The 24,361-nt window shown below is 65.9% G+C and carries 23 protein-coding genes and 2 riboswitches; of the genes, 12 read left to right on the forward strand and 11 right to left on the reverse strand.

Annotation, left to right across the window (positions count from 1 at the left end; genetic code table 11):
* Nucleotides 1-14: 14 nt before the first annotated feature.
* From Q9R31_RS19300 to gcvP, 5 genes are all read right to left on the reverse strand, one after another.
* Entirely contained in the window at nucleotides 15-1,442 is a 1,428-nt protein-coding gene (locus Q9R31_RS19300) for an L-serine ammonia-lyase (RefSeq protein WP_311264321.1), read from the reverse strand.
* Nucleotides 1,443-1,845: 403 nt separating this feature from the next.
* Nucleotides 1,846-3,159 (reverse strand): serine hydroxymethyltransferase, encoded by a 1,314-nt coding sequence (gene glyA, locus Q9R31_RS19305; protein ID WP_311264322.1) that lies wholly within the window; start codon nucleotides 3,157-3,159, stop codon nucleotides 1,846-1,848.
* Nucleotides 3,160-3,170: 11 nt separating this feature from the next.
* On the reverse strand, nucleotides 3,171-3,554 hold the full coding sequence (gene gcvH, locus Q9R31_RS19310; protein ID WP_311264323.1) for a glycine cleavage system protein GcvH: 384 nt from the start codon (nucleotides 3,552-3,554) through the stop codon (nucleotides 3,171-3,173).
* A 102-nt stretch (nucleotides 3,555-3,656) separates the two neighbouring features.
* Nucleotides 3,657-4,790 (reverse strand): glycine cleavage system aminomethyltransferase GcvT, encoded by a 1,134-nt coding sequence (gene gcvT, locus Q9R31_RS19315; protein WP_311264324.1) that lies wholly within the window; start codon nucleotides 4,788-4,790, stop codon nucleotides 3,657-3,659.
* A 9-nt stretch (nucleotides 4,791-4,799) separates the two neighbouring features.
* Nucleotides 4,800-7,673, reverse strand: coding sequence for an aminomethyl-transferring glycine dehydrogenase (gene gcvP, locus Q9R31_RS19320; RefSeq protein WP_311264325.1), 2,874 nt, complete (start codon nucleotides 7,671-7,673; stop codon nucleotides 4,800-4,802).
* Between the two features lie 159 nt (nucleotides 7,674-7,832).
* A riboswitch (glycine riboswitch) is annotated at nucleotides 7,833-7,932 on the reverse strand.
* 290 nt (nucleotides 7,933-8,222) lie between these two features.
* Nucleotides 8,223-8,320, forward strand: a riboswitch (glycine riboswitch).
* A 146-nt stretch (nucleotides 8,321-8,466) separates the two neighbouring features.
* Here gcvP and cycA point away from each other — a divergent pair.
* The 3 genes from cycA to Q9R31_RS19335 all read left to right on the forward strand — a co-directional run bounded on the left by cycA (nucleotide 8,467) and on the right by Q9R31_RS19335 (nucleotide 11,717).
* The gene (gene cycA / locus Q9R31_RS19325; protein ID WP_311264326.1) at nucleotides 8,467-10,008 is read left to right on the forward strand and encodes a D-serine/D-alanine/glycine transporter; all 1,542 of its coding nucleotides are present in this window, start codon (nucleotides 8,467-8,469) and stop codon (nucleotides 10,006-10,008) included.
* Between the two features lie 175 nt (nucleotides 10,009-10,183).
* The gene (locus Q9R31_RS19330; RefSeq protein ID WP_311264346.1) at nucleotides 10,184-10,984 is read left to right on the forward strand and encodes a hypothetical protein; all 801 of its coding nucleotides are present in this window, start codon (nucleotides 10,184-10,186) and stop codon (nucleotides 10,982-10,984) included.
* The gene (locus Q9R31_RS19335; protein WP_311264327.1) at nucleotides 10,968-11,717 is read left to right on the forward strand and encodes a 5-oxoprolinase subunit PxpA; all 750 of its coding nucleotides are present in this window, start codon (nucleotides 10,968-10,970) and stop codon (nucleotides 11,715-11,717) included. The genes Q9R31_RS19330 and Q9R31_RS19335 overlap by 17 nt, the downstream gene beginning before the upstream one ends.
* An 88-nt stretch (nucleotides 11,718-11,805) precedes the next feature.
* Here Q9R31_RS19335 and Q9R31_RS19340 read toward each other — a convergent pair whose 3' ends face one another.
* The gene (locus Q9R31_RS19340; RefSeq protein ID WP_311264328.1) at nucleotides 11,806-13,380 is read right to left on the reverse strand and encodes a DUF222 domain-containing protein; all 1,575 of its coding nucleotides are present in this window, start codon (nucleotides 13,378-13,380) and stop codon (nucleotides 11,806-11,808) included.
* Between the two features lie 197 nt (nucleotides 13,381-13,577).
* Entirely contained in the window at nucleotides 13,578-14,939 is a 1,362-nt protein-coding gene (locus tag Q9R31_RS19345; RefSeq protein WP_311264329.1) for a DUF445 domain-containing protein, read from the reverse strand.
* Nucleotides 14,940-14,988: 49 nt separating this feature from the next.
* Between Q9R31_RS19345 and Q9R31_RS19350 the strand changes: the two genes are divergently transcribed.
* From Q9R31_RS19350 to Q9R31_RS19380, 7 genes are all read left to right on the forward strand, one after another.
* Nucleotides 14,989-15,888 (forward strand): glycerophosphodiester phosphodiesterase family protein, encoded by a 900-nt coding sequence (locus Q9R31_RS19350; RefSeq protein WP_311264330.1) that lies wholly within the window; start codon nucleotides 14,989-14,991, stop codon nucleotides 15,886-15,888.
* Nucleotides 15,889-15,895: 7 nt separating this feature from the next.
* Entirely contained in the window at nucleotides 15,896-17,296 is a 1,401-nt protein-coding gene (locus Q9R31_RS19355) for a CoA transferase (protein WP_311264331.1), read from the forward strand.
* Nucleotides 17,297-17,575: 279 nt separating this feature from the next.
* A complete protein-coding gene (locus Q9R31_RS19360; RefSeq protein ID WP_311264347.1) occupies nucleotides 17,576-18,010 on the forward strand; it encodes a hypothetical protein in 435 nt (144 codons plus the stop codon).
* The gene (locus Q9R31_RS19365; RefSeq protein ID WP_311264332.1) at nucleotides 18,007-18,834 is read left to right on the forward strand and encodes an AzlC family ABC transporter permease; all 828 of its coding nucleotides are present in this window, start codon (nucleotides 18,007-18,009) and stop codon (nucleotides 18,832-18,834) included. The genes Q9R31_RS19360 and Q9R31_RS19365 overlap by 4 nt, the downstream gene beginning before the upstream one ends.
* Nucleotides 18,831-19,142, forward strand: coding sequence for an AzlD domain-containing protein (locus tag Q9R31_RS19370; RefSeq protein ID WP_311264333.1), 312 nt, complete (start codon nucleotides 18,831-18,833; stop codon nucleotides 19,140-19,142). Before Q9R31_RS19365 ends, Q9R31_RS19370 begins: the two co-directional genes overlap by 4 nt.
* A gap of 233 nt (nucleotides 19,143-19,375) precedes the next feature.
* Nucleotides 19,376-19,513: a hypothetical protein gene (locus Q9R31_RS19375; protein WP_311264334.1), complete on the forward strand. Its 138-nt coding sequence runs from the start codon at nucleotides 19,376-19,378 to the stop codon at nucleotides 19,511-19,513.
* Nucleotides 19,514-19,611: 98 nt separating this feature from the next.
* Entirely contained in the window at nucleotides 19,612-20,001 is a 390-nt protein-coding gene (locus tag Q9R31_RS19380) for a hypothetical protein (RefSeq protein ID WP_311264335.1), read from the forward strand.
* 47 nt (nucleotides 20,002-20,048) lie between these two features.
* Here the strand turns inward: Q9R31_RS19380 and Q9R31_RS19385 are convergent, their stop codons facing one another.
* Together Q9R31_RS19385 and Q9R31_RS19390 are read right to left on the reverse strand one after the other, a co-directional pair.
* Nucleotides 20,049-20,273, reverse strand: a complete 225-nt coding sequence (locus Q9R31_RS19385; RefSeq protein WP_311264336.1) for a hypothetical protein — start codon at nucleotides 20,271-20,273, stop codon at nucleotides 20,049-20,051.
* A 98-nt stretch (nucleotides 20,274-20,371) separates the two neighbouring features.
* Nucleotides 20,372-21,031 carry a helix-turn-helix domain-containing protein gene (locus Q9R31_RS19390; protein ID WP_311264337.1) on the reverse strand — a complete coding sequence of 220 codons (660 nt, stop codon included), beginning with the start codon at nucleotides 21,029-21,031 and terminating at the stop codon, nucleotides 20,372-20,374.
* A 124-nt stretch (nucleotides 21,032-21,155) separates the two neighbouring features.
* On the opposite strand from Q9R31_RS19390, the gene Q9R31_RS19395 reads away from it, so the two are divergent.
* On the forward strand, nucleotides 21,156-21,479 hold the full coding sequence (locus Q9R31_RS19395) for a thiamine-binding protein (protein ID WP_018772214.1): 324 nt from the start codon (nucleotides 21,156-21,158) through the stop codon (nucleotides 21,477-21,479).
* A gap of 108 nt (nucleotides 21,480-21,587) precedes the next feature.
* On the forward strand, nucleotides 21,588-22,265 hold the full coding sequence (locus Q9R31_RS19400; RefSeq protein WP_311264338.1) for an O-methyltransferase: 678 nt from the start codon (nucleotides 21,588-21,590) through the stop codon (nucleotides 22,263-22,265).
* 146 nt (nucleotides 22,266-22,411) lie between these two features.
* Here Q9R31_RS19400 and Q9R31_RS19405 read toward each other — a convergent pair whose 3' ends face one another.
* Both Q9R31_RS19405 and Q9R31_RS19410 read right to left on the reverse strand, forming a co-directional pair.
* Complete coding sequence (locus Q9R31_RS19405) at nucleotides 22,412-22,669, reverse strand: hypothetical protein (RefSeq protein ID WP_311264339.1); 258 nt, start codon at nucleotides 22,667-22,669, stop codon at nucleotides 22,412-22,414.
* 326 nt (nucleotides 22,670-22,995) lie between these two features.
* Nucleotides 22,996-24,225, reverse strand: coding sequence for a YihY/virulence factor BrkB family protein (locus Q9R31_RS19410; RefSeq protein WP_311264340.1), 1,230 nt, complete (start codon nucleotides 24,223-24,225; stop codon nucleotides 22,996-22,998).
* Between the last annotated feature and the right edge of the window lie 136 nt (nucleotides 24,226-24,361).

Below are 24,361 nucleotides of genomic sequence, written 5' to 3' on the forward strand. Positions count from 1 at the left end.
GTGGTTCTCTTCTTTCAGCATTCGACGACGTTGACGGCGAGGCCGCCCATGGCCGTTTCCTTGTATTTGGAGCTCATGTCCTTGCCGGTTTCGCGCATGGTGATGATGACTTCGTCGAGGGAGACGCGGTGGGTGCCGTCGCCCCAGAGGGCCATTTTCGCGGCGTTGATCGCTTTCGCGGCGGCGATGGCGTTCCGTTCGATGCAGGGGACCTGGACCAGCCCGCCGATCGGGTCGCAGGTCAGGCCCAGGTTGTGTTCCATCGCGATTTCGGCGGCGTTCTCCACCTGCGCCGGGGTCCCGCCCATCACCTCGGCCAGGCCCGCCGCGGCCATCGACGACGCGGAGCCCACCTCGCCCTGGCAGCCCACCTCGGCCCCGGAGATGGAGGCCTGCTCCTTGTAGAGCACCCCGACGGCGCCGGCGGCGAGCAGGAACTTCACCACCACACCGTCCCGGTCCTCCTGGCCGGCCTGGTCCATGCCGGGAGCGAAGTGCAGGGCGTAGAACAGCACCGCCGGGATGATCCCGGCCGCCCCATTGGTCGGGGCGGTGACCACCCGGCCGCCGGAGGCGTTCTCCTCATTGACCGCCAGCGCGATCAAGTTAACCCACTCCTGCCAATACTTCTGGTCATAGAAGTCCTCGTCCTGGCCTTCACCGTCCGGCCGTGAGCTTTCCTTCTTCAGCCGGTCATACCAGTCAGGGGCGCGGCGGCGGACCTTCAGTCCCCCGGGCAGCACCCCGTCACGCTTCAGGGACGTGGCCACGCAGTCCTCCATCACCGACCAGATGTGCAGCAAACCCTCCCGGATCTGCTCCTCCGTACGGGACGCCTTCTCGTTCACGAGCATCACGTCACTGATGCCCAAACCGGTGCTCCGGCAGTGCTCCAGCAGTTCCGCCGCGGTCCGGAACGGCAGCGGCAGTTCCTCCTTGGACGCGTCCAGTTCCTGCTGCGCGGCGTCTTCCTCGCCCTCGCGGACGATGAACCCGCCACCCACCGAGAAAAACGTCGCCGAATGCAAAACCTGGCCGCCGGCATCGGACACCGTGAACGTCATCCCGTTCGTATGCCGCGGCAGCACCGTCAACGGCCGCAGCACCATGTCCTTCACCCCGTACGGCAACGGCACCGCACCAGCGAGGTTCAAGGTCCCGGTCTCAGCGATCGAAGCCAGCCGCTCCTCCACCTCCTCGGGCAGGATCAACTCCGGGTGAAACCCTTCCAACCCGAGCAGGACCGCGGTCATCGTCCCATGCCCATGCCCCGTCGCGGCCAACGACCCGTACAGGTCCACCCGCAACGACGCCACCCCAGCCAGCAGCCCGGAAGCCTTCAACTCCTCCGCAAAAACGGCAGCAGCCCGCATCGGCCCCACAGTGTGGGAACTGGAAGGTCCGATTCCAATAGAAAACAGGTCAAAGACTCCAACAGCCATAACGGGTAGTCCTAACTAAAATTTGTTCGGTTGCTTGTGGCCGGGGTTGGGTGCGACCGGCCGAATTCCTCCGCGTGCTCGGTCGCGAAGACGCCCGCTAAGCGGACGCGACGCTCCCTTAGACGCACGTCTCCGGAATCCGACCAGTCGCCAACACCCCTCACCAGAGCGACAGGCAAGCGGGCAAGCAGGCAACGAACACGGAAGGCGTGTGGACCGGAACAGAAAGACACACGCACGCCGTCTGCCTCCGCTCTCTTCCTGTACGACCAGACCCTGTCCGCGCACAACCGCGTGCGCACGAGGGGCCGGCGGAGCCGGACTTTTCGAAAGCGTGCGTCAAAGCGACGAAGGAGCAGCACGCGTGAAAATGTCCGGTCCGCCGGGCCCGAAGCTGCACAGGTCAGCCGAGGTTTGCGAGGCCCGGGTAGAGCGGGTGGGCGGCGGCGAGGGCCTCGACGCGGTGACGCAGGCCGGAAAGGTCTGTGTCGGCGTCGGCAATTAATGCCTCGGCGATGATGTCCGCAACCTCACGGAAGGCGTCCTCGCCGAAGCCGCGGGTGGCCAGCGCGGGGGTGCCGATCCGCAGGCCGGAGGTGACCATCGGCGGGCGGGGGTCGAACGGCACGGCGTTGCGGTTCACCGTGATGTCGATGGCCGCGAGCCGGTCCTCGGCCTGCTGGCCGTCGAGCTCGCAGTTGCGCAGGTCAACGAGGACCAGGTGCACATCGGTGCCGCCGGAGACCACGCTGATGCCCTTGGCGCTGACATCGGGCTGGACCAAGCGCTCGGCCAGGATCCGGGCGCCGGCCAGAACACGTTCCTGGCGCTCCTTGAACTCGGCGGACGCTGCGATCTTGAACGCCACAGCTTTGCCCGCGATCACGTGTTCCAGCGGGCCGCCCTGCTGGCCAGGGAACACGGCCGAGTTGATCTTCTTGGCGATGCCGGCGTCGTTGGTCAGGATGATGCCGCCGCGCGGACCGGCGAGGGTCTTGTGCGTGGTGGACGTGGTGACGTGCGCGTGCGGCACCGGCGATGGGTGCAGCCCCGCCGCCACGAGACCAGCAAAGTGCGCCATGTCCACCATCAGGTAGGCGCCAACAGAGTCGGCGATGCGGCGGAACTCGCCGAAGTCCAGCTGCCGGGCGTAGGCGGACCAGCCCGCCACGATCAGTGCCGGCTTGTGCTCCTGGGCCAGACGCTCCACCTCGGCCATGTCCACCGTGTGGGTGTCTTCGCGGACGCCGTACGGCACCACGTTGTAGAGCTTGCCGGAGAAGTTGATCTTCATGCCGTGGGTGAGGTGGCCGCCGTGGGCCAGGTTCAGGCCCATGATGGTGTCGCCCGGCTTGATCAGCGCGTGCATCACCGAGGCATTGGCCTGCGCGCCGGAGTGCGGCTGCACGTTGGCGAACTCCGCGCCGAACAGCGCCTTGATCCGGTCGATGGCGAGCTGTTCAATGACGTCCACGTGCTCGCAGCCGCCGTAGTACCGCTTGCCCGGGTAGCCCTCGGCGTACTTATTGGTCAGCACCGAGCCCTGCGCCTGCATCACGGCGACGGCGGTGTGGTTCTCGGAGGCGATCATCTCCAGGCCGTCACGCTGGCGGGTGAGTTCGTCGTCGATCTTTGCGGCGATCTCGGGGTCCAGGGCGGACAGTTTCGCGTCCAGCGACGGGGAGACTACCTGCTCGAAGGCCGCCGTTGTGGTCATGCCCGCGCCGCTCACAGTTCGCCGCCGTTCGCTGCGGCGTATTCTTCAGCGGACATCAGCGGGCCCTCTTCAGTGACGGCCACCTTGAAGAGCCAGCCTGCACCGTAGGGATCGTTGTTGATGAGGGCGGGGTCGGAGACCACTTCGTCGTTGATCTCCACCACTTCACCGGTGACGGGGGCGTAGAGGTCCGAGACCGACTTGGTGGATTCCACTTCGCCGCAGGTCTCACCGGCCGTCACGGTGGAGCCGACCTCGGGCAGGTCAACGTACACGATGTCGCCCAGGGCGTCGGCAGCCACAGCGGAAATACCGACGCCGGTAGGCCCGGATCCATCAACAGCAACCCACTCGTGCTCGGCGGAGTACTTCAGTTCAGAAACAACTTTGCTCATTGTCTATCTTCCTTAGGTTTCGATGTGAAAAGTGAGCGGGCGATGGCCCAAAACATGTCAAAGGTGAGCGGGCGTTTGGCCCTTCGGGCCAGCCGCGGGGGCTTACTTTTGGCGCTTGTAAAACGGGAGGTTGACTACTTCGAAGCGCTCGGGCTTGCCGCGGAGGTCGATGTCCAGGACGGTGCCGACTTCGGCGAATTCGACGTCGACGTAGGCCATGGCGACGGGGTATCCGAGGGTGGGGGAGGGCTGGCCGGAGGTTACTTCGCCCACCAGGGTGCCGTCCTTGAGCACGGGGTAGTGGGCGCGGGCGGCGCGGCGTCCGGTGCCCTTGAGGCCCACCAGCTTTTGCCCGATGGCTGAACCCACTCCCGCGGCCTTGATGGCGGCCAGGGCTTCCTTGCCCACGAAGCCGCTCTCCTTCGTCAGTGACACCACGGGACCCAGACCGGCCGCGTAAGCGTTGACCTGGCGGGAGAGTTCGTTGCCGTAGAGCGGCATGCCGGCTTCGAGGCGGAGGGAGTCGCGGGCGGCGAGGCCGGCGGGAACCAGGCCGAAGCCTTCGCCAGCCCCAAGCAGCGCCTCCCACAGTGCGGGCGCGTCCACGTTGGGAACGTAGATTTCGAACCCGTCCTCGCCCGTGTAGCCGGTCCGGGCGACGAGCAGGTCCTGGACAGCACCGTTGACAGTGATGCCCACTTCGACGGCGGCGTAGTACTTCAGCTCCGTGAGCAGCGCGTGCTGTTCGGCTGGGACCAGCGCCAGGAGGATTGCTTCGGAGTTCGGTCCCTGCACGGCGATCAGCGAAGTCTCAGCGGAGGCGTCAGCCACGGTGACGTCAAAGTTGGCGGAGCGTTCCCGGAGTTCCTTGGCCACAATGGCGGCGTTGCCCGCGTTGGGGACCACCAGGTAGGTGTCGTCTGCGCGGCGGTAGGAAATGAGGTCGTCGATGATGCCGCCGTCGGCGTCGCAGATCAGTGAGTACTTGGCTTTGCCCACGGCCACGGCAGACAGCTTGCCGGCCAGCGCGTAGTCCAGGAACGCTGCGGCGTCGGGACCGGTGACCCAGACTTCGCCCATGTGGGAGAGGTCGAACAGGCCGGCCGCGTTGCGCACGGCGTGGTGTTCGGCGAGTTCGGACTCGTACTTGAGCGGCATCTGCCAGCCGCCGAAGTCCGTGAAGGAGGCGCCGGCCTTCTTGTGCTGCTCAAAGAGAGCGGTGTAATTCTCGGTCATTGGAAATCCTTAGTTCTCAAAATCGACGGTGCTGTCCTCGAACGCTTCGAGGGGCGGGCAGGAGCAGATCAGGTTCCGGTCGCCGGCGGCGCCGTCGATCCGGCCCACGGGCGGGAAATACTTGTCCTGGCGCAGCGAGGCAACGGGGAAGACGGCCTGCTCACGCGGGTACGCGCGGTCCCAGTCAGAGCTGACGACGGCGGCCGCCGTGTGCGGTGCGTTGCGCACCGGCGATGCCTCCAGGGTGAAGTCGCCGCTGGCAACCTGCTGGATCTCGCCATGGATGCTGATCATGGCCTCGATGAAGCGGTCGATCTCGGCGAGGTCCTCGGATTCTGTGGGCTCCACCATCAGCGTGCCCGCCACCGGGAAGGACAGCGTGGGTGCATGGAAACCGAAGTCGATGAGCCGCTTGGCCACATCCTCGGCGGTAACCCCGGTCTTGGCCGTCAGGTCGCGCAGGTCCAGGATGCACTCGTGCGCCACCAGGCCGCCCTCACCCGTGTAGAGGACCGGGAAGTACTCGTTCAACCGGGAGGCGACGTAGTTCGCTGCGAGCAGCGCGGACTTGGTGGCCTCGGTCAGGCCCTCGCCGCCCATCAGCTTCACATACGCCCAGGAAATCGGCAGCACACCAGCGGAACCGAAGCGCGAAGCGGAAATCGCAACACCGTGCCCAGCCTCATGCGCAGCTTTATTCGCATCACCCGGCATAAACGGTGCCAGGTGGGCCTTGGCGGCAACGGGTCCAACGCCGGGTCCGCCGCCGCCGTGCGGGATGCAGAACGTCTTGTGCAGGTTCAGGTGGGACACGTCGCCGCCGAACTTGCCCGGCTGTGCCAAGCCAACGAGGGCGTTCAGGTTCGCGCCGTCAACGTACACCTGGCCGCCGGCCGCGTGGATCGCATCGCAAACCTCGCGGACGTCGGAATCGTACACACCGTGGGTGGACGGGTAGGTGATCATGATGGCCGAGAGGACGTCCTTGTGGGCCTCGATCTTGGCCTGCAAGTCCGCGTGGTCAATGGTGCCGTCGGCAGCAGTAGCGACGACGACAACCTTCATGCCGGCCAGGACGGCGGAGGCGGCGTTGGTGCCGTGCGCCGAGGCCGGGATGAGGCAGACGTTGCGCTGCTGATCGCCGCGAAAGTGGTGGTAGCCGCGTATTGCGAGCAGGCCCGCGAGCTCGCCCTGGGAACCGGCGTTGGGCTGGATGGACACCTGGTCGTAGCCGGTGATCTCGGCAAGATCCGCCTCCAGCCCGGAAATCAGCTCGCGCCAGCCTTCGGTCTGGGAGTCCGGCGCGAACGGGTGGATCGAGGCGAACTCGGGCCAGGAGATGGCTTCCATCTCTGCGGTGGCATTCAGCTTCATGGTGCAGGAACCCAACGGGATCATGGTGCGGTCCAGCGCCAGGTCCCGGTCTGACAGTTTACGGATGTAGCGCAGCAGCTGGGTTTCGGACCGGTGGGTGTTGAAGACAGGGTGCTGCAGATACGCCGAGGTGCGCAGCACTCCTTCGGGCAGTTCGAAACCCTGGGCGTCACCCACGGGACCGGCGCCAAAGGCGACGGCGACGGCCGACAGTGTGGCCGCCGTCGTCGTCTCATCAACGGAAACTCCCACCGTGTCCGCGTCGATGAAGCGCAGGTTGATGCCGCGGGCTTCGGCGGCGGTGATCACCTTGGCGGCCTTGCCCGGGACGCGGACCGTAAGCGTGTCGAAGAAGGAGTCGCTGATGAGTTCGCGGCCCATAGCCGTAAGGGCGGTGGCCAGGACCCTGGCCTTGTGGTGGACGGTTTCGGCGATCGCCTTCAGCCCGTCCGGACCGTGGTACACGGCGTAGAAGGACGAGACGATGGCCAGCAGGGCCTGCGCGGTGCAGATGTTCGAGGTGGCCTTCTCGCGGCGGATGTGCTGCTCACGGGTCTGCAGAGCCAGACGGTAGGCGGGAACGCCGGCGTTGTCCTTGGACACGCCCACAATCCTGCCCGGCAGGGTCCGTTCCATGCCCTTGCGGACAGCCATATAGGCGGCGTGCGGCCCCCCAAAGAACAACGGCACGCCAAAACGCTGGGTGGAGCCGACGGCGATGTCGGCACCCTGCTCACCCGGCGGGGTGATGAGGGTGAGGGCAAGCAGGTCGGCCGCCACCGTGACGAGGGCGCCGCGGTCCTTGGCATCGGCGATCACTGCGGACTGGTCCCACACCTGGCCGGAGACGCCCGGCTGTTGCAGCACGACACCGTTGATGGCGCCGTCGGGCAGTCCTTTGGACAGGTCGGCGACCTCCACCTCGAAGCCGAGCGCCTCCGCGCGGCCCAGCACGATGGCGATGGTCTGCGGAAGCAGGTCTGCGTCGAGGACCGTCTTGCCGTCCTTGGCGGTCTTGTCCTTGTTGGCCCTGCGCATCAGCAGCACGGCCTCAGCCACTGCCGTTGCCTCGTCGAGCAACGACGCGTTGGCCACGGGAAGGGCCGTCAGGTCCTGGACCATGGTCTGGAAGTTCAGCAGCGCCTCGAGCCGGCCTTGGGAGATCTCGGGCTGGTAGGGGGTGTAGGCGGTGTACCAGGCCGGCGACTCAAGGATGTTTCGGCGGATCACCGGCGGCGTCACGGTGTCGTAGTAGCCCTGGCCGATCATCTGGACTGCGGTCTTGTTCCTGCCGGCGATCCGGCGCAGCTCAGCCAGGACCTCCACTTCGCTCAGGGCGCCGGTCAGCCTGAGCGCAGTTTCCTGACGGATGGACGCGGGCACGGCCACGTCAACGAGGCCATCTACGCTGTCGTAGCCCACGGCCTTGAGCATGGTGTCGATGTCGGCCTGGCGGCGCGCGCCGATATGGCGGTCAACAAACGATGTTGGATGCGATTGAATCGTCATGAGGAACTCCAGTTCTGGCCGGCCAAAGGTGGCACGGCGTGGGATGGGTTCCTCCCCGCTCTGTATTGGACCTGAGAGATTCCGCGTTGCCTGCTCGTGGCAGGGGCCGCTTGCACCGTCGGTGAACCAGGCAGAAGCCCGGTTACTTTCCAGAGTCGCCTCGCCGTGACGGTACGTGGGCCTGAGAGATTCCTGGGGAGGATTTGCTCCTACGGCGCCTGCCCGGTGTTTCGCGGGAGGACTCTCCCGTCACAGCTCGAAAGGCTTATTAAAATATGGGTGATTCGGCTCACAAGGTATCGGGATTAGCTGCCGGTGGCAAATCGGGCAGCGGACGTCAGGGCCCGGAACCGGCACGTGACACCTCGCTGTCCCGCTTGTGTCGGGACAAGTTTGACTTTCGATCGTGACGCACACCACACTGAACCCCGGGATTGGCGTCGCCGGTTGCCGGCTCAACGTATCCGGAGCGGCCGACCAGTCGGCGCCCATCCCGACGCATGACCCGCTGCGGCCCAAGAAGCTGCGGCTTCCAACTGAACACGCCTTCGACCTGCGGCGGGAGAGCCCTGCCGGTACATTCAGCAGGCGCCGTAGGAGCAAATCCTCCCCAGGAAACTCTCAGGCCCACGTACCGCCGCGGACAGGCAACTCTGGAAAGCAGCCAGGCATGTCCCTGGCTCACCGACGGTGCAAGCGGCCCTGGCTGCGGAAACTCTCAGGTTCACTACAGAGCGGGGAGGAACCAAATCTTTGCGGTACCCAAAGTGCCGCTTTATCGATGGAGTTCCTCATGGCGATTCATCCCCCCACGTCCAACGGCGAACCCGCCCGCAACCATGGCGCCACCCCTGCGGCCCGCAGCGAACCTCCCCACCTGGAGCGGCAGCTGACCAACCGGCACATCCAGCTCATCGCCATCGGCGGAGCGATCGGTACCGGCCTCTTCATGGGCTCCGGGAAGACCATCTCCGCGGCCGGCCCCTCCGTGATCTTCGTGTACATGATCATCGGTTTCATGCTCTTCTTCGTCATGCGGGCCATGGGCGAACTGCTGCTGAGCAACCTGAACTACAAGTCCTTCAGTGACTTCGCAGCCGACCTCCTGGGGCCCTGGGCAGGCTTCTTCACCGGCTGGACCTACTGGTTCTGCTGGGTGATCACCGGAATCGCGGATGTGATTGCGATTGCCGGCTACTCCAAGGAACTCTGGCCGGGGCTTCCGCTGTGGATCCCGGGCCTGGCCACGGTGGCCATCCTGCTCCTGCTCAACCTCGCCACCGTCAAGGCTTTCGGCGAGACCGAGTTCTGGTTCGCCCTGGTCAAGATCATCGCCATCGCCGCCCTGATCATCGTGGGCCTCTTCATGATTTTCACCGGCTTCCAGAGCGACGCGGGCACGGCAAGCTTCACCAACCTGTGGAGCCATGGCGGGTTCTTCCCCAACGAGTTCATGGGCTTCGTGGCCGGCTTCCAGATTGCCGTGTTCGCCTTCGTGGGCATCGAGCTGGTGGGCACCACCGCCGCCGAGGCGAAGAACCCCGAGCGCACGCTGCCCAAGGCAATCAACGCCATCCCCGTCCGCGTGCTGCTGTTCTATGTCGGCGCGCTGGTCATCCTGATGGCCGTCACCCCGTGGACCCAGTTCGCCGCAGGCCACAGCCCCTTCATCGGCATGTTCTCCCTGGCCGGCCTCGGCGCGGCGGCCACGGTGGTCAACCTGGTGGTCCTCACTTCGGCAATGTCCTCCGCGAACTCCGGCATCTACTCCACGTCCCGCATGGTCTTCGGCCTCGCCCAGGAAGGCGACGCCCCCGGCATTTTCGGCCGACTCTCCACGAGGAAGGTGCCCAGCAACGCACTGTTCCTGTCCTGCGTCCTGCTGCTGTCCGGCGTCGTACTCATGTATGCCGGACAGGACGTTGGCATGGCCTTCGAAATGGTGACCACCGTGTCAGCCGTCTGTTTCGTCTTCGTTTGGTCGATAATCCTTGCCAGCTACATCGCCTTCCGCCGCCGCCGGCCACACCTGCACGCGGCGTCGAAGTTCAAGATGCCCGGCGGCATCCCCGCCGTCTGGGTGGTCTACGGGTTCTTCGCCTTCGTCCTGTGGGCCCTGACCACCCAGCCAGACACGCTTGTTGCATTGCTGGTAACGCCCATCTGGTTCGTCATCCTGGGCGTGGCGTGGGCCATCCTGCGGCGCCGTCCCGCTCACCTGGCCCGCTTCGAGGTCTTCCGGGCTGAACTTCGGGCCGACCAGGATGCCGCTGGGCATTCCGCAGGCCGGGATGCTGACCCGGCTGCGCAGGAGGTTGAGCAGGCCGGGAGGTAACGCCCGACGGCGGGTTGCGGCGCAGGCACACGGGAACAGTTACCGTTCCTGCCGCCGCAGCCCGGCAACCTCGGGCTGCAGACGCTGAAAGTTCAGCATGCTTAGTGTTTGTCCACATAGGATGGGAAGAGCACGGCAGCCTACCCGCTGCAGGTCGATTTGAATGAAGGTGACCATGGCCCGGCGCAGCAACCCCGCAGTACGCATCGCACAGGAAACCGCCCACAACGCAATGTTCGACGCCGATGGCAAGCCCAAGCCCGGCGTTCACAACATGCTCCTGAAGGCAGTCCAGATCCAACGGCCCCTGGTGGTTGGCTACATCCGCCGGCTGCAAAAGAAGCACCCGCGTGCCACCGCTGCCCAGCTGGCGGACATCGCAGAGCGTGACTATTTGCGTGCCGTGGCCGGTGGGGGTGCCCTGGTGGGGGCCACCGCCGTCGTCCCCGGTGTTGGGACCGTGGCATCGCTGGGACTTTCCGCCGCCGCCACCGTTGGTTTCCTGGAAGCAACAGCCCTCTACGCAACTTCGCTGGCTGAACTTCACGGCATCCGCCTCACCAATCCGGAGAAGGCCGGCACCATGGTCATGGCCATCATGCTTGGCGAGGAGGGCACGGCCCTGCTGGGGACGCTCAGTGGGCAGGCATCCGGTGGCCCCAACAACACCTGGGGCAACGCACTCTCCAAATCCATGGTGGTGCCCGGGTTCGGCAGTGTCAGGAAGAGGATCCAGCAGGCCTTCCTCAAGAACCTGCTCAAGCGCCAGGGCACTGCTTTGTTCGGCCGCGCACTCCCGTTCGGCATAGGGGCTGTTGTCGGCGGAGCGGGTAACCTCGTGATGGGCCGTGCGGTGGCCAAGAATGCCCGGGAGGCGTTCGGACCGATGCCGGACACCATTCCCGGGGAGCTGACTTCCGCTGCCGGGCCGGACAACCCGACGCTGGAAGGCAACATACTTGGATCTCAACGCTGACGTAGGCCAATCATTCGGCTCCTGGACCGCGGGAGGCGATCCGGCGATGTTCCAGCTGGCAACCAGCGCCAACATAGCCTGTGGCCTCCACGCAGGAGACCCTGTCACCATGTTGGACAGCTGCAGGGCCGCGTACGAACTTGATGTCACCGTCGGTGCGCACCTGGGCTACCGGGACCTGGCCGGTTATGGGCGCCGCACGCTTGGGATGAGCTTCGATGAGCTCTTCGGTGACGTGCTGTACCAGCTGGGCGCGCTCGACGGCGTCGCGCACGCGGTGGGTGCCTCGGTGGACTACGTGAGACTGCACGGAGCGTTGTACGAGACCACGGTTCACGACGGCGAGCAGGCCTCCGCCGTGGTGGCGGCAGTAAACGCCTACGATCCTGGCCTTCCGTTCCTGGGCCTCCCGGGATCGGAGCTGCTCAAGCAGGCCCAGGAAGCAGGGCACCCGGTGTTCATCGAGGCCTTCGCGGACCGCGCCTACCTCGCCGACGGCAGCCTGGTGCCGCTCTCCGAGGAAAACGCAGTCCTGCACGACGTCGACCTCGTGGTTGAGCGGGCCGTCCGCCTGGCCACGCAAGGCGAGGTGGTGGCCGTGGATGGAACCGTGGTTACGGTCCGGCCGGACTCACTGCACGTCCGTGGCGGGAGCCCTGGGGCCGTAGAGATGGCCGCCCGGATCAGGGCAGGACTTGAAGCTGCGGGCGTGGGCCTGGACTCCATCGCATAGGGGCAGCGGGCATAGGGGCATGGGGCACGGCGGAGGGCAGGGCGCGGAAAAGCTTGCGCTGCTTGCTGCCGCCGGACGGCAGGCAACGTCACCCGGACAGCACGAACGGTTTGGCGAAGAACTCTGCCCAGACGGGGTCCTCCGGTGACAGGTCGTTGAGGTCTATGAGTTGGTCGTCGTCTGGTTCCCACTGCGGGAGGTCTTCGGGGCCGGCATCCAGGCACGGGGTTGCAGCAGGCATCGGCATAATGCCGGGTGGCCAGTGGGTTGGTTCGGGATCGGGGTGTTCTGGTTTGTAGTGCCGGCCTGTTGGGGAGGTCCAGCCGGGTGACTCGTTTTTCGTTGCCTCGTCGGGGATCCACGCACGTGCGTGTTTGAGCCGGTGGTGTTTGGGGCAGAGCTGTCCCAGATTGCCGGCGCCGGTGGTGCCGCCGTGGTCCCAGGCGGTGAGGTGGTCGGTGTCGTTGTCGTTGGTGTGGTTGCTGCAGCCGGGGAAGGTGCATTTCCCGTCCCGCATCCTGATCCATTGTTTGATGGTTTCGGGCAGCCGGTAGCGGGTGCGGCCGATCTCCAGCGGGGCCCCGTCGCGGGGGTCGACCAGGACCCGGTAGAACGACTCCGCCCCGTCCGCGACGAGTTTGCGTGCCATCGACGCCGGGATCGGGCCCAAACCGTCCAGCACCGCGGGTTCGTCCGTCTGGCCGAGGACGGAGAATACCGGCACCATGACCAGCACATCGGCCCGCGGGGTAGGGACCTGGCCTGCCTCGGTGGGTCCCGCGCTGTCGGTGTCGCCGGCGCTGCCTGCGCCGAGGAGGAGTGATGCTGCGATGTCGGGGCGGAGCTGGCTGAGGGTGCGGGCCTCGTCCGGGCCTTGAAGGCCGCGGGCGGTGGCGGTGGTGCGGTTCCAAATCGCCGAAGCGATGTGCCCGGGGAGACAGAGCGAGATCCAGGCCATGCCGTCGCGGTCCGGGGTGTACTCCATCCGCCGGTCCGCGACGCCCTTGGCGTGGCGCTTTTCCAGGGTCTCGGGGTGGTGGCGTTCGCGCCAGGTGCGGACCTTGGCCCGGAACCGGGCGGGAACGAGCTCACCGGGCGCGGCACCACGGGCCGGATTGGGCGCGTCCGGGTCGAAGAAGTGCGCCACCAGCCCGGCGGCACCATCCGGGGACAGGCCTTCGGTCTCGTCGGCAACAATCCTGGCGTGCTGCCAGGACACGGCACCCGCGGACAAGGCTGCCAGGACGGGCGGCAACGAACACACCCGCCGGGACTGTTCCACGAACGCCCCGGCAGCGCCGGAACTGATGGTCAGGACCCCGGCGATCTCCTCCACCGCTGACATCTCCGCGAAGGTGCGCTCATGCACCGGCGCGTCCGGAGCAAGCATCGCGTGCTGGATCTCAACGGTCTCGGCGACATCACGGGCCTTGACCGCGGCGAGCTGCGCCTCCAGCCGCTTCACCACCTCCAACCGGTCCAGCCGGAGCTCAAACCGCCGCTGCAACACATCAACATCAGCGCCAACATCAGACCCAGTACCGGCCCCGACAGCCAGAAATTTGTCCTCGCGGTCCAGCGCATCAAGCGCAGCAAGGGAGGCATGAACACCAGAGGCACGCACAGCCTCCAGAGCCACCCCATGACCTGCGCCGATTTCCATACGAACATCATCCATCGAGGCACTGACAATCAAGCATGCCGGCTAAACCTGCCTCAGCCGGGCCTTAGCGCAGGCGCAGCGAGCATCCCAAGCCCGTCCCGCCGTCGTCCGTCTTTTCGCTGCGAAAGTTCCTTTTCGCGCCCCAAATATCCGCTGCGAAAAGCCCAGATGCGCAGCGCCTGAAAAATACCCGGGAATCACCCAAAGAGCAGGTGCGCCACCGTGAAGATCACCAACCCGGCCAGGGAACCCACCACCGTGCCGTTGATCCGGATGAACTGGAGGTCCTTGCCTACCTGGAGCTCGATTTTCTGCGAGGTTTCCTCGGCATCCCAGCGTGCCACCGTGTCCGTGATAACCCCGGCGATATCAGACCGGTAGGTGCGCACCAGATACCCAGCAGCGTCACCGATCCAGGCGTTAACCTTCCCGGCCAGTTCGGGGTCGTCCACGAGCCGGGATCCGAAATCGCGCACCGCTGCCTTGAACTTGATGGTGAGTTCACTGTCTGGATCATCCACGGCGCCCAGCAGGGCGTTCTTGACGGTGCCCCACGTCCGGGATGCGAGTTCACGCACCTCGGGGTCACCCAGCACCTGTGCCTTGATGTCTTCGGCGCGCGCAATCATCGCTGGGTCATGCTGGAGGTCCTGCGCCAGGTCGTTGAGGTACTTGTCAATCGACTGGCGCACCTGGTGCCGGGGGTCTGCCTGGACGGCCCGCACGAACTTCAGGATCTCGATGTAGACCTTGTCGCCCACCAACCCGTCCACGAACTGCGGAACCCAAGTGGGGGACCGGTCGGAGACCAGGTGGGTCACGGTTTGGTGGTTGTCGTCCACCCAGTCCGCCGCGCGGTCCACCAGCAGGTCCACCAGCGTGTGGTGGTGCCCGTCATGGAAAATGCGTTCGGCGAGCCTGCCCACCGGAGGTCCCCACGGCGGTGTGAGCAGATGCTTGCGCACCATGCCCTCGATCACGGCCTGGACGTCGTCGTCGTTCAAGACCTTGAAGGCGCCGCGGATGACGGCAGCGCCCTCCTTGGCCACGCGGTCGGCGCCGCCGGGCGCGGCCAGCCACTGACCAGCCCGGCGGGCGATGTTGACGCTCGCCAGCTTGTCCTGGACCACCTGCTCTGAGAGGAAGTTGGTCTCCACGAACTCGCCCAGCGAGGCGCCGATCTGGTCCTTCCGACGGGGGATGATGGCGGTGTGCGGGATCTTGATGCCCATCGGGTACTTGAACAGGGCCGTCACGGCGAACCAGTCAGCCAGCGCACCCACCATGCCGCCCTCGGCCGCTGCGCGCACGTACTGCAACCACGGATATTCCTTCTGCAGCGCGAACGCAAAGACAAATATCACGGCCATGGCGATCAGCAGGCTCAGCGCCAGCAGCTTCATCTTCCGCAGCGCTGCCGCCTTTTCGGCGTCGTCGGCGCCGGGTTGGCGGCGTACGACGGCGCCTGCCGCCTCGGTGCCAAGCCCCACCTGCTGCGGGGCTTCGGTGGGGGCTTCCTGCGTGGTTGGCCCAGTAGTTGCCTCAGAGTTCACCTGCATGTGCCAAGCCTAGCCCCGAAGGCGGGGGCCGGTCGGCTACCGTGTGTCCATGACAACTGACGAGTCATTGCCGCAGCGGCCACTGGTCTTTGCCCATCGTGGTTCAAGCGGTGCCTACGCCGAACACACCCGGGCCGCCTACTTGCAGGCATTGGCTGACGGGGCCGACGGGGTGGAGTGCGATGTCCACCTCACCCGGGACCAACACGTAGTCCTGCTCCACGACGCCAACCTGGACCGCACCTCGGATGGGACGGGGCCGGTTGCCGAACGGACCCTGCGCGAGCTGCACCAGCTGGACTTCTCCTCCTGGAAAGGAGTCCGCATCCCCGAAGCGTATGGGGCACGCTCGGAGCAGCTCCTCACGCTTCCGGAGCTGCTGGACATCCTCCGCGGCGCGGGACGGCCGGTAAAGCTCGCCATCGAGTTCAAGCATCCCAGCCCTTACCAGCTCAAACTGGAGGACCGCGTGTTGGAGGTGCTCCGCAGCGAGGGCTGGGACCCGCAAAGCTCCGCCGTGGACAACGTGGCCGTGACCTTCATGAGTTTCAGCCCGGACTCGGTACGCCACCTGCTCCGTTCCGTCCCGCCCCAGTACATCTGCCAACTGGTGGACGATCTGACCATCCATGAGATCCGCGGGGGACTGGGGGTGGGGGCAATTACCGGCAGCGCCATCGCCAACTTCATGAAGGCGACGCAGCTGGAGGGCAAACGCATTTTGGACGACCGTGAGGTGCTCATGGCGGGTCCCGGCATCGACTATGTCCGCGAGCGCCCGGCGACGGTCCGCCGCTGGCTGGATTCCGGCCGGCGTTTCCGGGTGTGGACGGTGGACGCCCCGGAGGACGTCGCGCTCTGCCAGGAGTTGGGCATCCACGAGATCACCAGCAACGTGCCGGGCCGTGTCCTGGACCAGCTTCACGCAGCCTCGCCGCAGGGAAAGTAGCGCCGCCATGGACGCCGCGGGCTCAAATTTGTCCGGCTCACCTTCCCCGCACCGCTGGTGGGCCGGGCCGCTCGACGTCGAAGGCCTGGCTTTGCGCTCCGTGACAGCCGCCGCGGAGGCGCTGAATCTTTATGCGCGTGCGCCTGGCCGCTTCAGCACCGCACCCGCCCTCACAGTGGCTGCCTTTGATTCCTTCGGACACCTGCGCATTGCCGGACGCAAACCGCAGGGCTTCGCACCCCTGTCGGGCTTCCGGCAGACCGGTGATGGCTGGATTCGACTCCACGCCAACTACCCTCACCACGAGCAGCGGCTGCTGCAGGCGCTGGGCACCACGTCGGCGGAAGGAGCTGAACACGCTCTTCGCGCCATGACGGCATTGGAGGCTGAGGCGGCCATCCAGGGGCTGGGCGGGATTGCTGGGGCCGTCAGGACCCGCGAGGAGTGGCTAGCCTCGGACATCGGCCGTGCGGCAGGTTCAGGGCCATGGGTCGCCGTGGAACTCGCCGAGGGGACCAGAGCGGGTTGGGGTCTGCAGGACCTTGCAGCGGCAACCACCAGGACAGATGACGGCAAAGACAAAGGGAAAGGCGAAAAGCGCAAGAGCAACGACGGCGGCAACGGCCTGCCGCTTGAAGGTCTGCGGGTCCTGGACCTGACACGGGTGATCGCAGGGCCGGTGGCCACCCGCCTGCTGGCTGCACTCGGCGCTGACGTCCTGCGGATCGACCCGCCCGCCTTCCCCGAAATCGAAGACCAGTTCGTGGACACGGCGTTTGGCAAGCGCAGCGCGGAGACCGACCTGGGGCTCCCGCAGAACCAGCGTAGCCTCCAGCAACTCCTGGACGGCGCCGACGTCGTGGTCACGGGGTACCGGCACGGCTCCCTGGACCGTTTCGGCCTCCATCCGCGGGAACTGCTGGCAGCCCATCCCGCGCTGGTGGTGGTCACCCTCAACAGTTGGGGGAGCGCCGGGCCATGGAGCGGTCTGCGGGGTTTCGACAGCATCGTCCAGGCGGCCTGCGGAATCGTGCGCGTCTACGGAAAGGACAATGACGACGGCGGTTGGAGGCCCGGGGCCCTGCCTGTCCAGGCGCTGGACCACGCCACAGGCTACGGTGTGGCTGCGGCTGCCATCCGCCTTCTGGACCGGCGCCGGGAGACGGGGATGGGTGGCTCCGCGCACCTGTCCCTGGCCCGCACCGCCGAGGAACTGTTTTCCCTTTCGGAAGACACTGAACCAGGGAACACTGACAGCCCGGCGGAACTGCCCGCGCCCGACTACAACACCATGGACAGCACCTACGGGCAGCTCCGCTACGTTGGTCCGCCGTTGCTCGACGCGGGCGGGCCGCTGGATTACCTGTCCCCGCCACCGCCGTACGGAAGTTCGCCGCCCGCCTGGTAGTGAGGGGACTGGGAGTGAGGGACCTGGGCTGCGGGGGACCTGGCCGCGAGGGACTTGGCCGTGAGGGAACCCGACGGCCCGCTTCCCGCCGTCGCCCCTTTTGCCCCAAGCGCCGGTTTCTGGCCACCGGCGTGCCTGTGATTGAGTGGTTCCATGTCTCTTCCCCGGTCCGGCCCAGTTGTAAGGGGCCTGTCCGTGCCGAACCCTTCCTTACGGAGCCCTTCCATACAGAGCCGTTCCAGATGGAGGCCGGCCGTGCAGAACCTGTCCGCAGCTGCCATGGGCGCCCTGCTGCTGGCCAGCGCGGGTAAGCATTTCAGGGATCCCGGCTTCTACCGTGACGTGGTTCCGGAATACCTCTGCCGCTGCGATCCGGTACCCGGCGTGGACAAAAGTGCCGGGGCCAGCCATCCGCTGGCCATCCTGTCCCGGGACGAGTGGATCGCGGTGAGTGGCCTGCTGGAGCTGGCAGCCGCCGTCGGAATCCTCCTCCCGCCCACCCGAAAGCTGACTGCCACCGCCCTCACCGCGATGTTTACCGCATTCGTTGCCGGGCACGTCGACGCTCTGGTGAGGGCTTACGGTCCGCAAGGCACACCCCGCCGGCGGAAGATCCACGCCCTGCGGCTGCCGCTCCAGGCGCCGCTGGTCCTCTGGGCCTGGAGCCTGCGGAAGCCCGCGCAGCAGGCACCTGAATCGGGCGGCAGGCCGTGAAACTCCTGGCATCGCCGGCTGTCAGGGTGGGCATCTCCATCAGCATCGCCACGGGCCTTTACGGGGCGTCCTTCGGAGCGCTCGCAGTGACGTCCGGGCTCAACTTTTGGCAGACCATGGCCCTGAGCCTGCTTCTCTTCAGCGGAGGTTCCCAGTTCGCGTTCATCGGTGTAGTGGCGGGTGGAGGTTCCGGCATCGCCGCCATGAGCGCCGCCACCCTCCTGGGCATGCGCAACGGCATCTACGGCATGCAGCTGAATGCGCTGCTGCGGCCCACAGGGTGGCGCAAGTACGTCGGCGCACAGCTGACCATCGACGAATCGACGGCCACCAGCACTGGCCAGACGGATCCGGCCGAGCAGCGGCGGGGATTCTGGACTGCCGGGGTTGGCGTCTATGTGCTGTGGAACCTCTTTACGGCCGTGGGTGCGCTCGCGGGCAGCGGGTTGGGCGATCCCAGGCAGTGGGGGCTCGACGGGGCCGCCGTCGCCGCTTTCCTGGCGTTGCTCTGGCCGCGGCTCAAGGGCCGGGAGCCCATCGCGATCGCGGTGGTGTGTGCCGTGGCCACCGTTGCCGCCGTTCCCTTCGTGCCGGCGGGCGTGCCCATCCTGGTGGCCGCCCTGGTGGCCGCGTTGGTGGGTTGGTTCAGCCACGGGCGCCGTGATGAGGGCCTGGAGCCGGATATCGAGCCGTACCGCGGGAATCACGCCGGCGATCACCCGGGCAGTCTGGCGGGCCATCAGCCAGGCCAGCACCAGGACGAAAGCGGCGCGCGTCCCGGTTCACAGCGGACGGAAGGCACGGATTCGGGGGCCGGCGCATGAGCCTGTGGGTCTGGCTGCTTCTTGCCTGCGCGCTGGCCTATGCCTGGAAGATCGTGGGGTACTTCGTGCCCGCCAGGTTCCTTGAGGACCCGCGCACATCACGCATTGCGGGGACCATGACCATCGGCCTGCTCGCCTCCCTGACCATAGTGAACGCGGTGGTGTCAGGCCAGGGACTCGCCGCGGACGCCAGATTGGGGGCGCTTGCCGCGGCCGCAATCGCGCTGGCGTTCCGGGCCCCCTTCCTGGTAGTGGTCATCGCCGGGGCTGGCACTGCGGCCCTGCTAAGGGCGCTGGGCTGGAGCTAGTTTGGCAGGCGTCTGCATAAATGGGTGATGCAGGTCACTTCTCCGGCCCGGTGGCGGTTGTACTATGAAAGCGGCTTATGCAGTTGGCCATGGCATCCCTATGAACGGCGACCATGGAAAATCAGCTGCATCCGGCAGGCGGCTTGGCGGGCAGGCCCCGGCACAAGAGCGCCCGACGGCGGGCAGGCCTCCCAGCCAAACGCTTCTTTAAACGTTTTTCCGGCCTTTCGGACGTGCCGGAAGAGGACCTGGAAATTCTGTCCGGAAGGCTCCGGGAGGCACTTGACCTGGACCCGTCGTCGTCCGTTCCCGCGCTGCAGGCCCTGGTGCATCAGGAAATCCGGAAGCGGGCGGACGCAGGCAACGCCTAGCGGCCAGGCATCCCGGTGCCATGTGTATCCGGGTGCCAGATGTGGTGGACTGGAAGAGACGCAGCCCACACCAGGCGGCCGCCAAAGGAGGAATCGAGATGGACGAACAGTCACGGCCTGTTGAGCCGCAGGAAGGCCAAGGCGCCGAGGACGGGCAGGCAACCGAAGCGCGTGGCGCCGGAGTGCCGGCCGCAGAGCAGACCGGGAAGCTGCGGTCCGCCTACCTGGACCCCCGGGGCTCCGAAGGAACGCGTGAACTGCGGGACACCGCACGGCGGCGCCGGGACGCGGAGGAGAAACTCCAGCAGCACCTGATGGAGGCCAAGCACCACATCCCCAACGAGTTCCATGAGCAGCATGGCCACGAACACCAGGACGGCACAAACCAGGGAACCGGGCAGTCCGAAAGCGGAACTGAAGGGGGAACCCAGGCTGGGGAAACCGGCACTGGCGAGGCCGGCGCTGGAGAAACCGGGAAAGACTCCTGACGGCCGGGCAGCGCTGGCCGGTTGTCAGGAGTCCGATAAAGCGGTAGCTAAGCCACCCCGTGGGCGGCGCCGCCGGGCGAGACGGCCCTGCGGCAGCTTTCTTCGACGCCCATTTCGTACCACACCTGCGCGCCGAACTCAGGCTCAGGGGTATCAAGGTTCTGGTACAGGGCGTCGAGGAGTTCGACTAATTCCCCGGCTGTCAGCGTAGGGAGGACTTCCTCCGGCCCGCGGGGATCATTGAGGTACTGGTGCAGTTTTGAGCTGTTCATCGCAGCGTGGCCATTGCAGGGCGCATACGCACGAAAATATGCATGGGGTCGCTCCATCTCGGAATAATCGAGGCTGGCTGCCTAACCCCGCTCTGAGTTTATTGCACCTGCTGTGTACCGACAATGGTGCCGGTCGGGATCCCGGCTGCGGCAGCCGGGACGGGCACCAGCACGGGAAGCGGGCGCGACGGGCGGACGGTGCGGATGGCATCCTCGACCAGCGCCAGCGGGCGCCGCCACGCATCCGAGCCCGGTTCCATGGTGTCCACCACGCCGATCAGCATGGCCAGCAGACGGAACACGTCCGTCATGGAGATGTCCGTACGCAGGCTTCCCTGGCCCTGCCCGCGGACCAAAAGGACACTGATCGATTCCATCAGGGAGCCGGTGATTCCTGTGAGGAGCTCGCGCCGGCCCGCCACAGCGCACAGCAGGTTGGCGTCGTCGCTTGCGGCGGCCATCAGGGCCTCGAGCACGCGCAGCAGGCCTGCGGCGGCATCGATATCGGCCAGGGCGCCGTCCATGACGGGGTCCACGCTGAGCCGGAGCTGCCGGTTCAGGGCTGCCAGGACCAGTTCTTCTTTGTCTGCGAAGTTGCGGAACAGGGTTGCCGGGCCTACACCCGCGGTGGCTGCGATGGTCTGGAGCGGTACTTCCGGGCCGAACTCCCGGAAACACTGGCGCGCCGCCGTGATGATCTTGTCCACGTTCCGCGCTGCGTCTGCACGGAGGGGCTTTCGGGCGACTGCGAGGCTCATGCCCAAAAGGTTAGCAACGCAGGCCCGGGCCAACACGGTTACTGGGGGGTAGGCGCTTATGTGACGGCGCGCAGCGGCGCCCCGGGCCTGCACCGGGACGACGCAGCATGCGAAACTGGGAGGCATGTTGCTCGCATTTTCTGTTGCTCCCTCAGGCGTTCCCAGCGAAGGTTCCCGGCCAAACGATGCGTCCGTGCACGACGCCGTTGCGGCCGCCGTGAAGATCGTCCGGGAATCGGGGCTGCCCAACCAGACGGATTCCATGTTCACCACCATTGAGGGTGAGTGGGATGAAGTGTTCGACGTCGTAAAGCGCGCCACCGAGGCAGTGGGACGCTACGGCAGCCGCGTTTCACTGGTGATCAAGGCCGACATCAGGCCCGGATACAGCGGCGAGCTGACGGCAAAGGTGGACCGCCTCGAGAACGCCCTGGCACAGGAGTCCTAATGGAGCAGGAGTCGTAAGGGCGCAGGAGTCCTAAGCCTGCGTGGCGGGGCTGCCTGGACCGGCCCAACGTGTCTGGACCGCCGGAACGCAGCGTGCCAAACTGTGCCCATGTTCGAGCACAAACCCCGTCCGGAATGGATTGCCACCGAGGAGTTTTTGTCCCGCACGGTGGTGCATCCGGACGGGGCGGTCCAGCAGGCGATCCGCACTGCTGCTGACGCCGGGATGCCGGCCATCGAGGTAGCGCCAAACGCCGGCAAGCTCCTGAAGCTCCTGGTCCAGCTGTCCGGCGCCCGCCGCATCCTGGAGATCGGGACGCTGGCAGGCTACAGCACCATCTGGATGGGCCGGGGGCTTCCCCATAACGGCAAGCTGGTCACCTGCGAATACTTGCCCCAGCATGCAGAGGTGGCATGGGCCAATATCGATGCCGCCGGCCTGGGTGAAAGAGTGGAGATCCGGCTGGGCCCCGCGCTGGATACACTGGCTGCCCTCGAGGAGGAGGAAAGGGAGCCCTTCGACTTCATCTTCATCGACGCCGACAAGCAGAACAACAGCCGCTACCTGGACTGGGCCGTCAGGCTGGGCAGGCCGGGCGCCGTCGTCGTCCTGGACAATACGATCTGGGAAGGTGCCGTCCTGGATCCGGACATCGACCCGGTCAACGCGCCGGGCATTATCGACGCCCTCAAACTGCTCGGCGACCATCCGCGGCTGGACGCCACCGTTATCCAGACCGTCGGCTCCAAAGGGTGGGACGGGTTCGCGCTGGCGCGGATCACGTGAGGCTCCAGGAGCCTCAACAAAAAGGTGGGGCTGCTGCCTTTCGGCAACAGCCCCACCTGGCGTCGTGTTGGTCCTGCTTTAAAGCGTCCTGCCAAGCGGGCGGCCTTGCCTTTTAAGGCCGCCTCCTAGCCGTTATGGGCAGGTTTTTACACCAAATCCGGAGCGCTGGCCACGATGTAATCGGCCGCGGCTGGCCCAGTCATGGAGAGATTATTGCTGTCAGGGTTAATTCCAGCATCCTGCAAGGCCTCCCAAAGGGCGGCCGGTGGCTGGAGTTCAGCCTTATGCAGGAGGCACCAACTGGTGTAGAGGCCGTATAGCTCGTCGCGTCCGAGGCCCAGGCCGGGCTCCCTGTCCGGGACAACTGCTTCGGCAAGAAACTGTTCAAAATGGGTAGCAGGCATGTCCGCTCATAAGGGTCGACCGTGATGCCGCCGTCTGCTTCAGCGGACCTGCCGGTCTCCAAAGGATTCCGGCGAGGTATTCAAGAAAGTATTGCAGTTCCCCGTGCTTTGTCCAGTTACGACCTGGAAAGGGGGAGTTTGAGGGGGGGGCCGACGGCGACTGGGGGGACTGGCCTCGGTCTCAGAAGAGGCCATCTCACCGCCGACCCCGCATTGCCCCGGGATGTGTATAGCCCGGGAAACCTCAACAGGACCTTCAAGATGAATTTTCCTCCATCCTGAAGGTCCTGCCTAGTCCCACTTACGGCCAAGTCTGCACGTGCCGGCTAGGCCTTCCCTCTTGGCTGGCCATCGTCGTCGGACTCCCCGTTGCCCGCCCGGTGCTGTACCTTTTCGCGGACCCGGTCGCGGTGCGGCGCGCGGTGATCCTCACCGCTCTGCCCGTCGCCGGCAAGCTGCCCGTCCTGGCTGTCGCCGGCGCCCTGCCCGCCGTTCTCCGCGCTGTACTTCTCGCGCAGCTCCCGGCCGTGCTTGATGTCTTCCTCTTCCTGCTTCTGCAGCTTTTCACTCTTCTTGGTGTCCCGGGGCGGCAGCTGGATGGTCTCCTCAGCCTTGATGCCGGCCTGCAGCTGGCGCCCCCGCTCCACTTCGGCGTCAAACTCAGCACCAAAGAGCAACGACATGTTCAGGATCCAGAGCCACAGCAGCATGATGATCACGCTGCCGAGGGCACCGTAGGTCTTGTTGTAGTTGCCAAAGTTCCCTACGTAGAAGCCGAAGCCCAGCGACGCGATCAGGAACACGAACAGCGCGATCCCGGAACCCATGCTCATCCAGCGGAACTTGGGCTGCTTGACGTTGGGCGTGGCGTAGTACAGGACAGCAATGATGGCGACGATCAGGATGATCATGACCGGCCACTTGGCGATATTCCAGACCATGAGGAAGGGGCCGCTGAGGCCGATCAGGCCGCCTACCGCTTCGGATACAGGGCCGCTGAGGACCAGCATGCCGGCCAGCAGCGCAACGATGACCACTGCCAGGAGCGTAACGGCCAGCATAGTGCCGCGGAGCTTCACGAAGGCGCGCCCCTCATCCACCTCGTAAACCCGGTTCATGGCCCGGCCGAAAGCACCCACGTAACCGGACGCGGACCACAGGGCAGTGACAAGGCCGATTACCAGGGTGAACCCGGCGGCCGGGGCACTGGTCAGTTCCGACACCGGGCCGCTGATCGTGTTGACGGTCTCGGCCGGCGCGAAGCCGCGCACGATCTCCAGCAAGGCGTTGGTTGTCTTCTGCGGATCGCCGAAAAGGCCAAGCAGTGAAACGAGCGCCAACAGGGCCGGGAACAGGGAGAGCACAGCGTAGTACGTCAGGCCGGCTGCCAGGTCTGGGCACTGGTCCTTGCTGAACTCCCGAAGCGTTTTCTTGGCGATGTACTTCCAGGACGGCTTGTCCAGGTCCCGCGGGCTGCCGGGTTTCCTTGCGTCATTTGGATCCGGAGCCTGGCCCGCCTTGGCGGTGCTGGTCTCGGAATCGTCGTGAGTGGCCATGGGGTGTCCTCTCAATAAAGGGGCGAAGCGAACAGGCCGGCCCGCGGGTGGCGGTGCCGGCCTGTCGAACAGAACTGTTGCCTTGCGGAGCCGCGATGGGCTGGTCTAGGTGTTTTGGACGTTGTCTTTGGCGTCA

The sequence above is a fragment of the Pseudarthrobacter sp. BRE9 genome (genome assembly GCF_031844305.1).
Lineage (GTDB): Bacteria > Actinomycetota > Actinomycetes > Actinomycetales > Micrococcaceae > Arthrobacter.

Bases quoted from the DNA above. Each gene is read 5' to 3' on its own strand.
- Q9R31_RS19340 (WP_311264328.1), bottom strand. From the start codon at position 13,380: ATGGAAATCGGCGCAGGTCATGGGGTGGCTCTGGAGGCTGTGCGTGCC.
- Q9R31_RS19355 (WP_311264331.1), top strand. From the start codon at position 15,896: ATGGACGCCGCGGGCTCAAATTTGTCCGGCTCACCTTCCCCGCACCGC.
- Q9R31_RS19405 (WP_311264339.1), bottom strand. From the start codon at position 22,669: ATGCCTGCTACCCATTTTGAACAGTTTCTTGCCGAAGCAGTTGTCCCG.
- cycA (WP_311264326.1), top strand. From the start codon at position 8,467: ATGGCGATTCATCCCCCCACGTCCAACGGCGAACCCGCCCGCAACCAT.
- gcvH (WP_311264323.1), bottom strand. From the start codon at position 3,554: ATGAGCAAAGTTGTTTCTGAACTGAAGTACTCCGCCGAGCACGAGTGG.
- Q9R31_RS19360 (WP_311264347.1), top strand. From the start codon at position 17,576: ATGGGCGCCCTGCTGCTGGCCAGCGCGGGTAAGCATTTCAGGGATCCC.
- Q9R31_RS19300 (WP_311264321.1), bottom strand. From the start codon at position 1,442: ATGGCTGTTGGAGTCTTTGACCTGTTTTCTATTGGAATCGGACCTTCC.
- Q9R31_RS19350 (WP_311264330.1), top strand. From the start codon at position 14,989: ATGACAACTGACGAGTCATTGCCGCAGCGGCCACTGGTCTTTGCCCAT.
- Q9R31_RS19345 (WP_311264329.1), bottom strand. From the start codon at position 14,939: ATGCAGGTGAACTCTGAGGCAACTACTGGGCCAACCACGCAGGAAGCC.
- Q9R31_RS19410 (WP_311264340.1), bottom strand. From the start codon at position 24,225: ATGGCCACTCACGACGATTCCGAGACCAGCACCGCCAAGGCGGGCCAG.
- Q9R31_RS19400 (WP_311264338.1), top strand. From the start codon at position 21,588: ATGTTCGAGCACAAACCCCGTCCGGAATGGATTGCCACCGAGGAGTTT.
- Q9R31_RS19385 (WP_311264336.1), bottom strand. From the start codon at position 20,273: ATGAACAGCTCAAAACTGCACCAGTACCTCAATGATCCCCGCGGGCCG.
- Q9R31_RS19390 (WP_311264337.1), bottom strand. From the start codon at position 21,031: ATGAGCCTCGCAGTCGCCCGAAAGCCCCTCCGTGCAGACGCAGCGCGG.
- Q9R31_RS19330 (WP_311264346.1), top strand. From the start codon at position 10,184: ATGGCCCGGCGCAGCAACCCCGCAGTACGCATCGCACAGGAAACCGCC.
- glyA (WP_311264322.1), bottom strand. From the start codon at position 3,159: ATGACCACAACGGCGGCCTTCGAGCAGGTAGTCTCCCCGTCGCTGGAC.
- Q9R31_RS19380 (WP_311264335.1), top strand. From the start codon at position 19,612: ATGGACGAACAGTCACGGCCTGTTGAGCCGCAGGAAGGCCAAGGCGCC.
- gcvP (WP_311264325.1), bottom strand. From the start codon at position 7,673: ATGACGATTCAATCGCATCCAACATCGTTTGTTGACCGCCATATCGGC.
- Q9R31_RS19370 (WP_311264333.1), top strand. From the start codon at position 18,831: ATGAGCCTGTGGGTCTGGCTGCTTCTTGCCTGCGCGCTGGCCTATGCC.
- Q9R31_RS19395 (WP_018772214.1), top strand. From the start codon at position 21,156: ATGTTGCTCGCATTTTCTGTTGCTCCCTCAGGCGTTCCCAGCGAAGGT.
- gcvT (WP_311264324.1), bottom strand. From the start codon at position 4,790: ATGACCGAGAATTACACCGCTCTCTTTGAGCAGCACAAGAAGGCCGGC.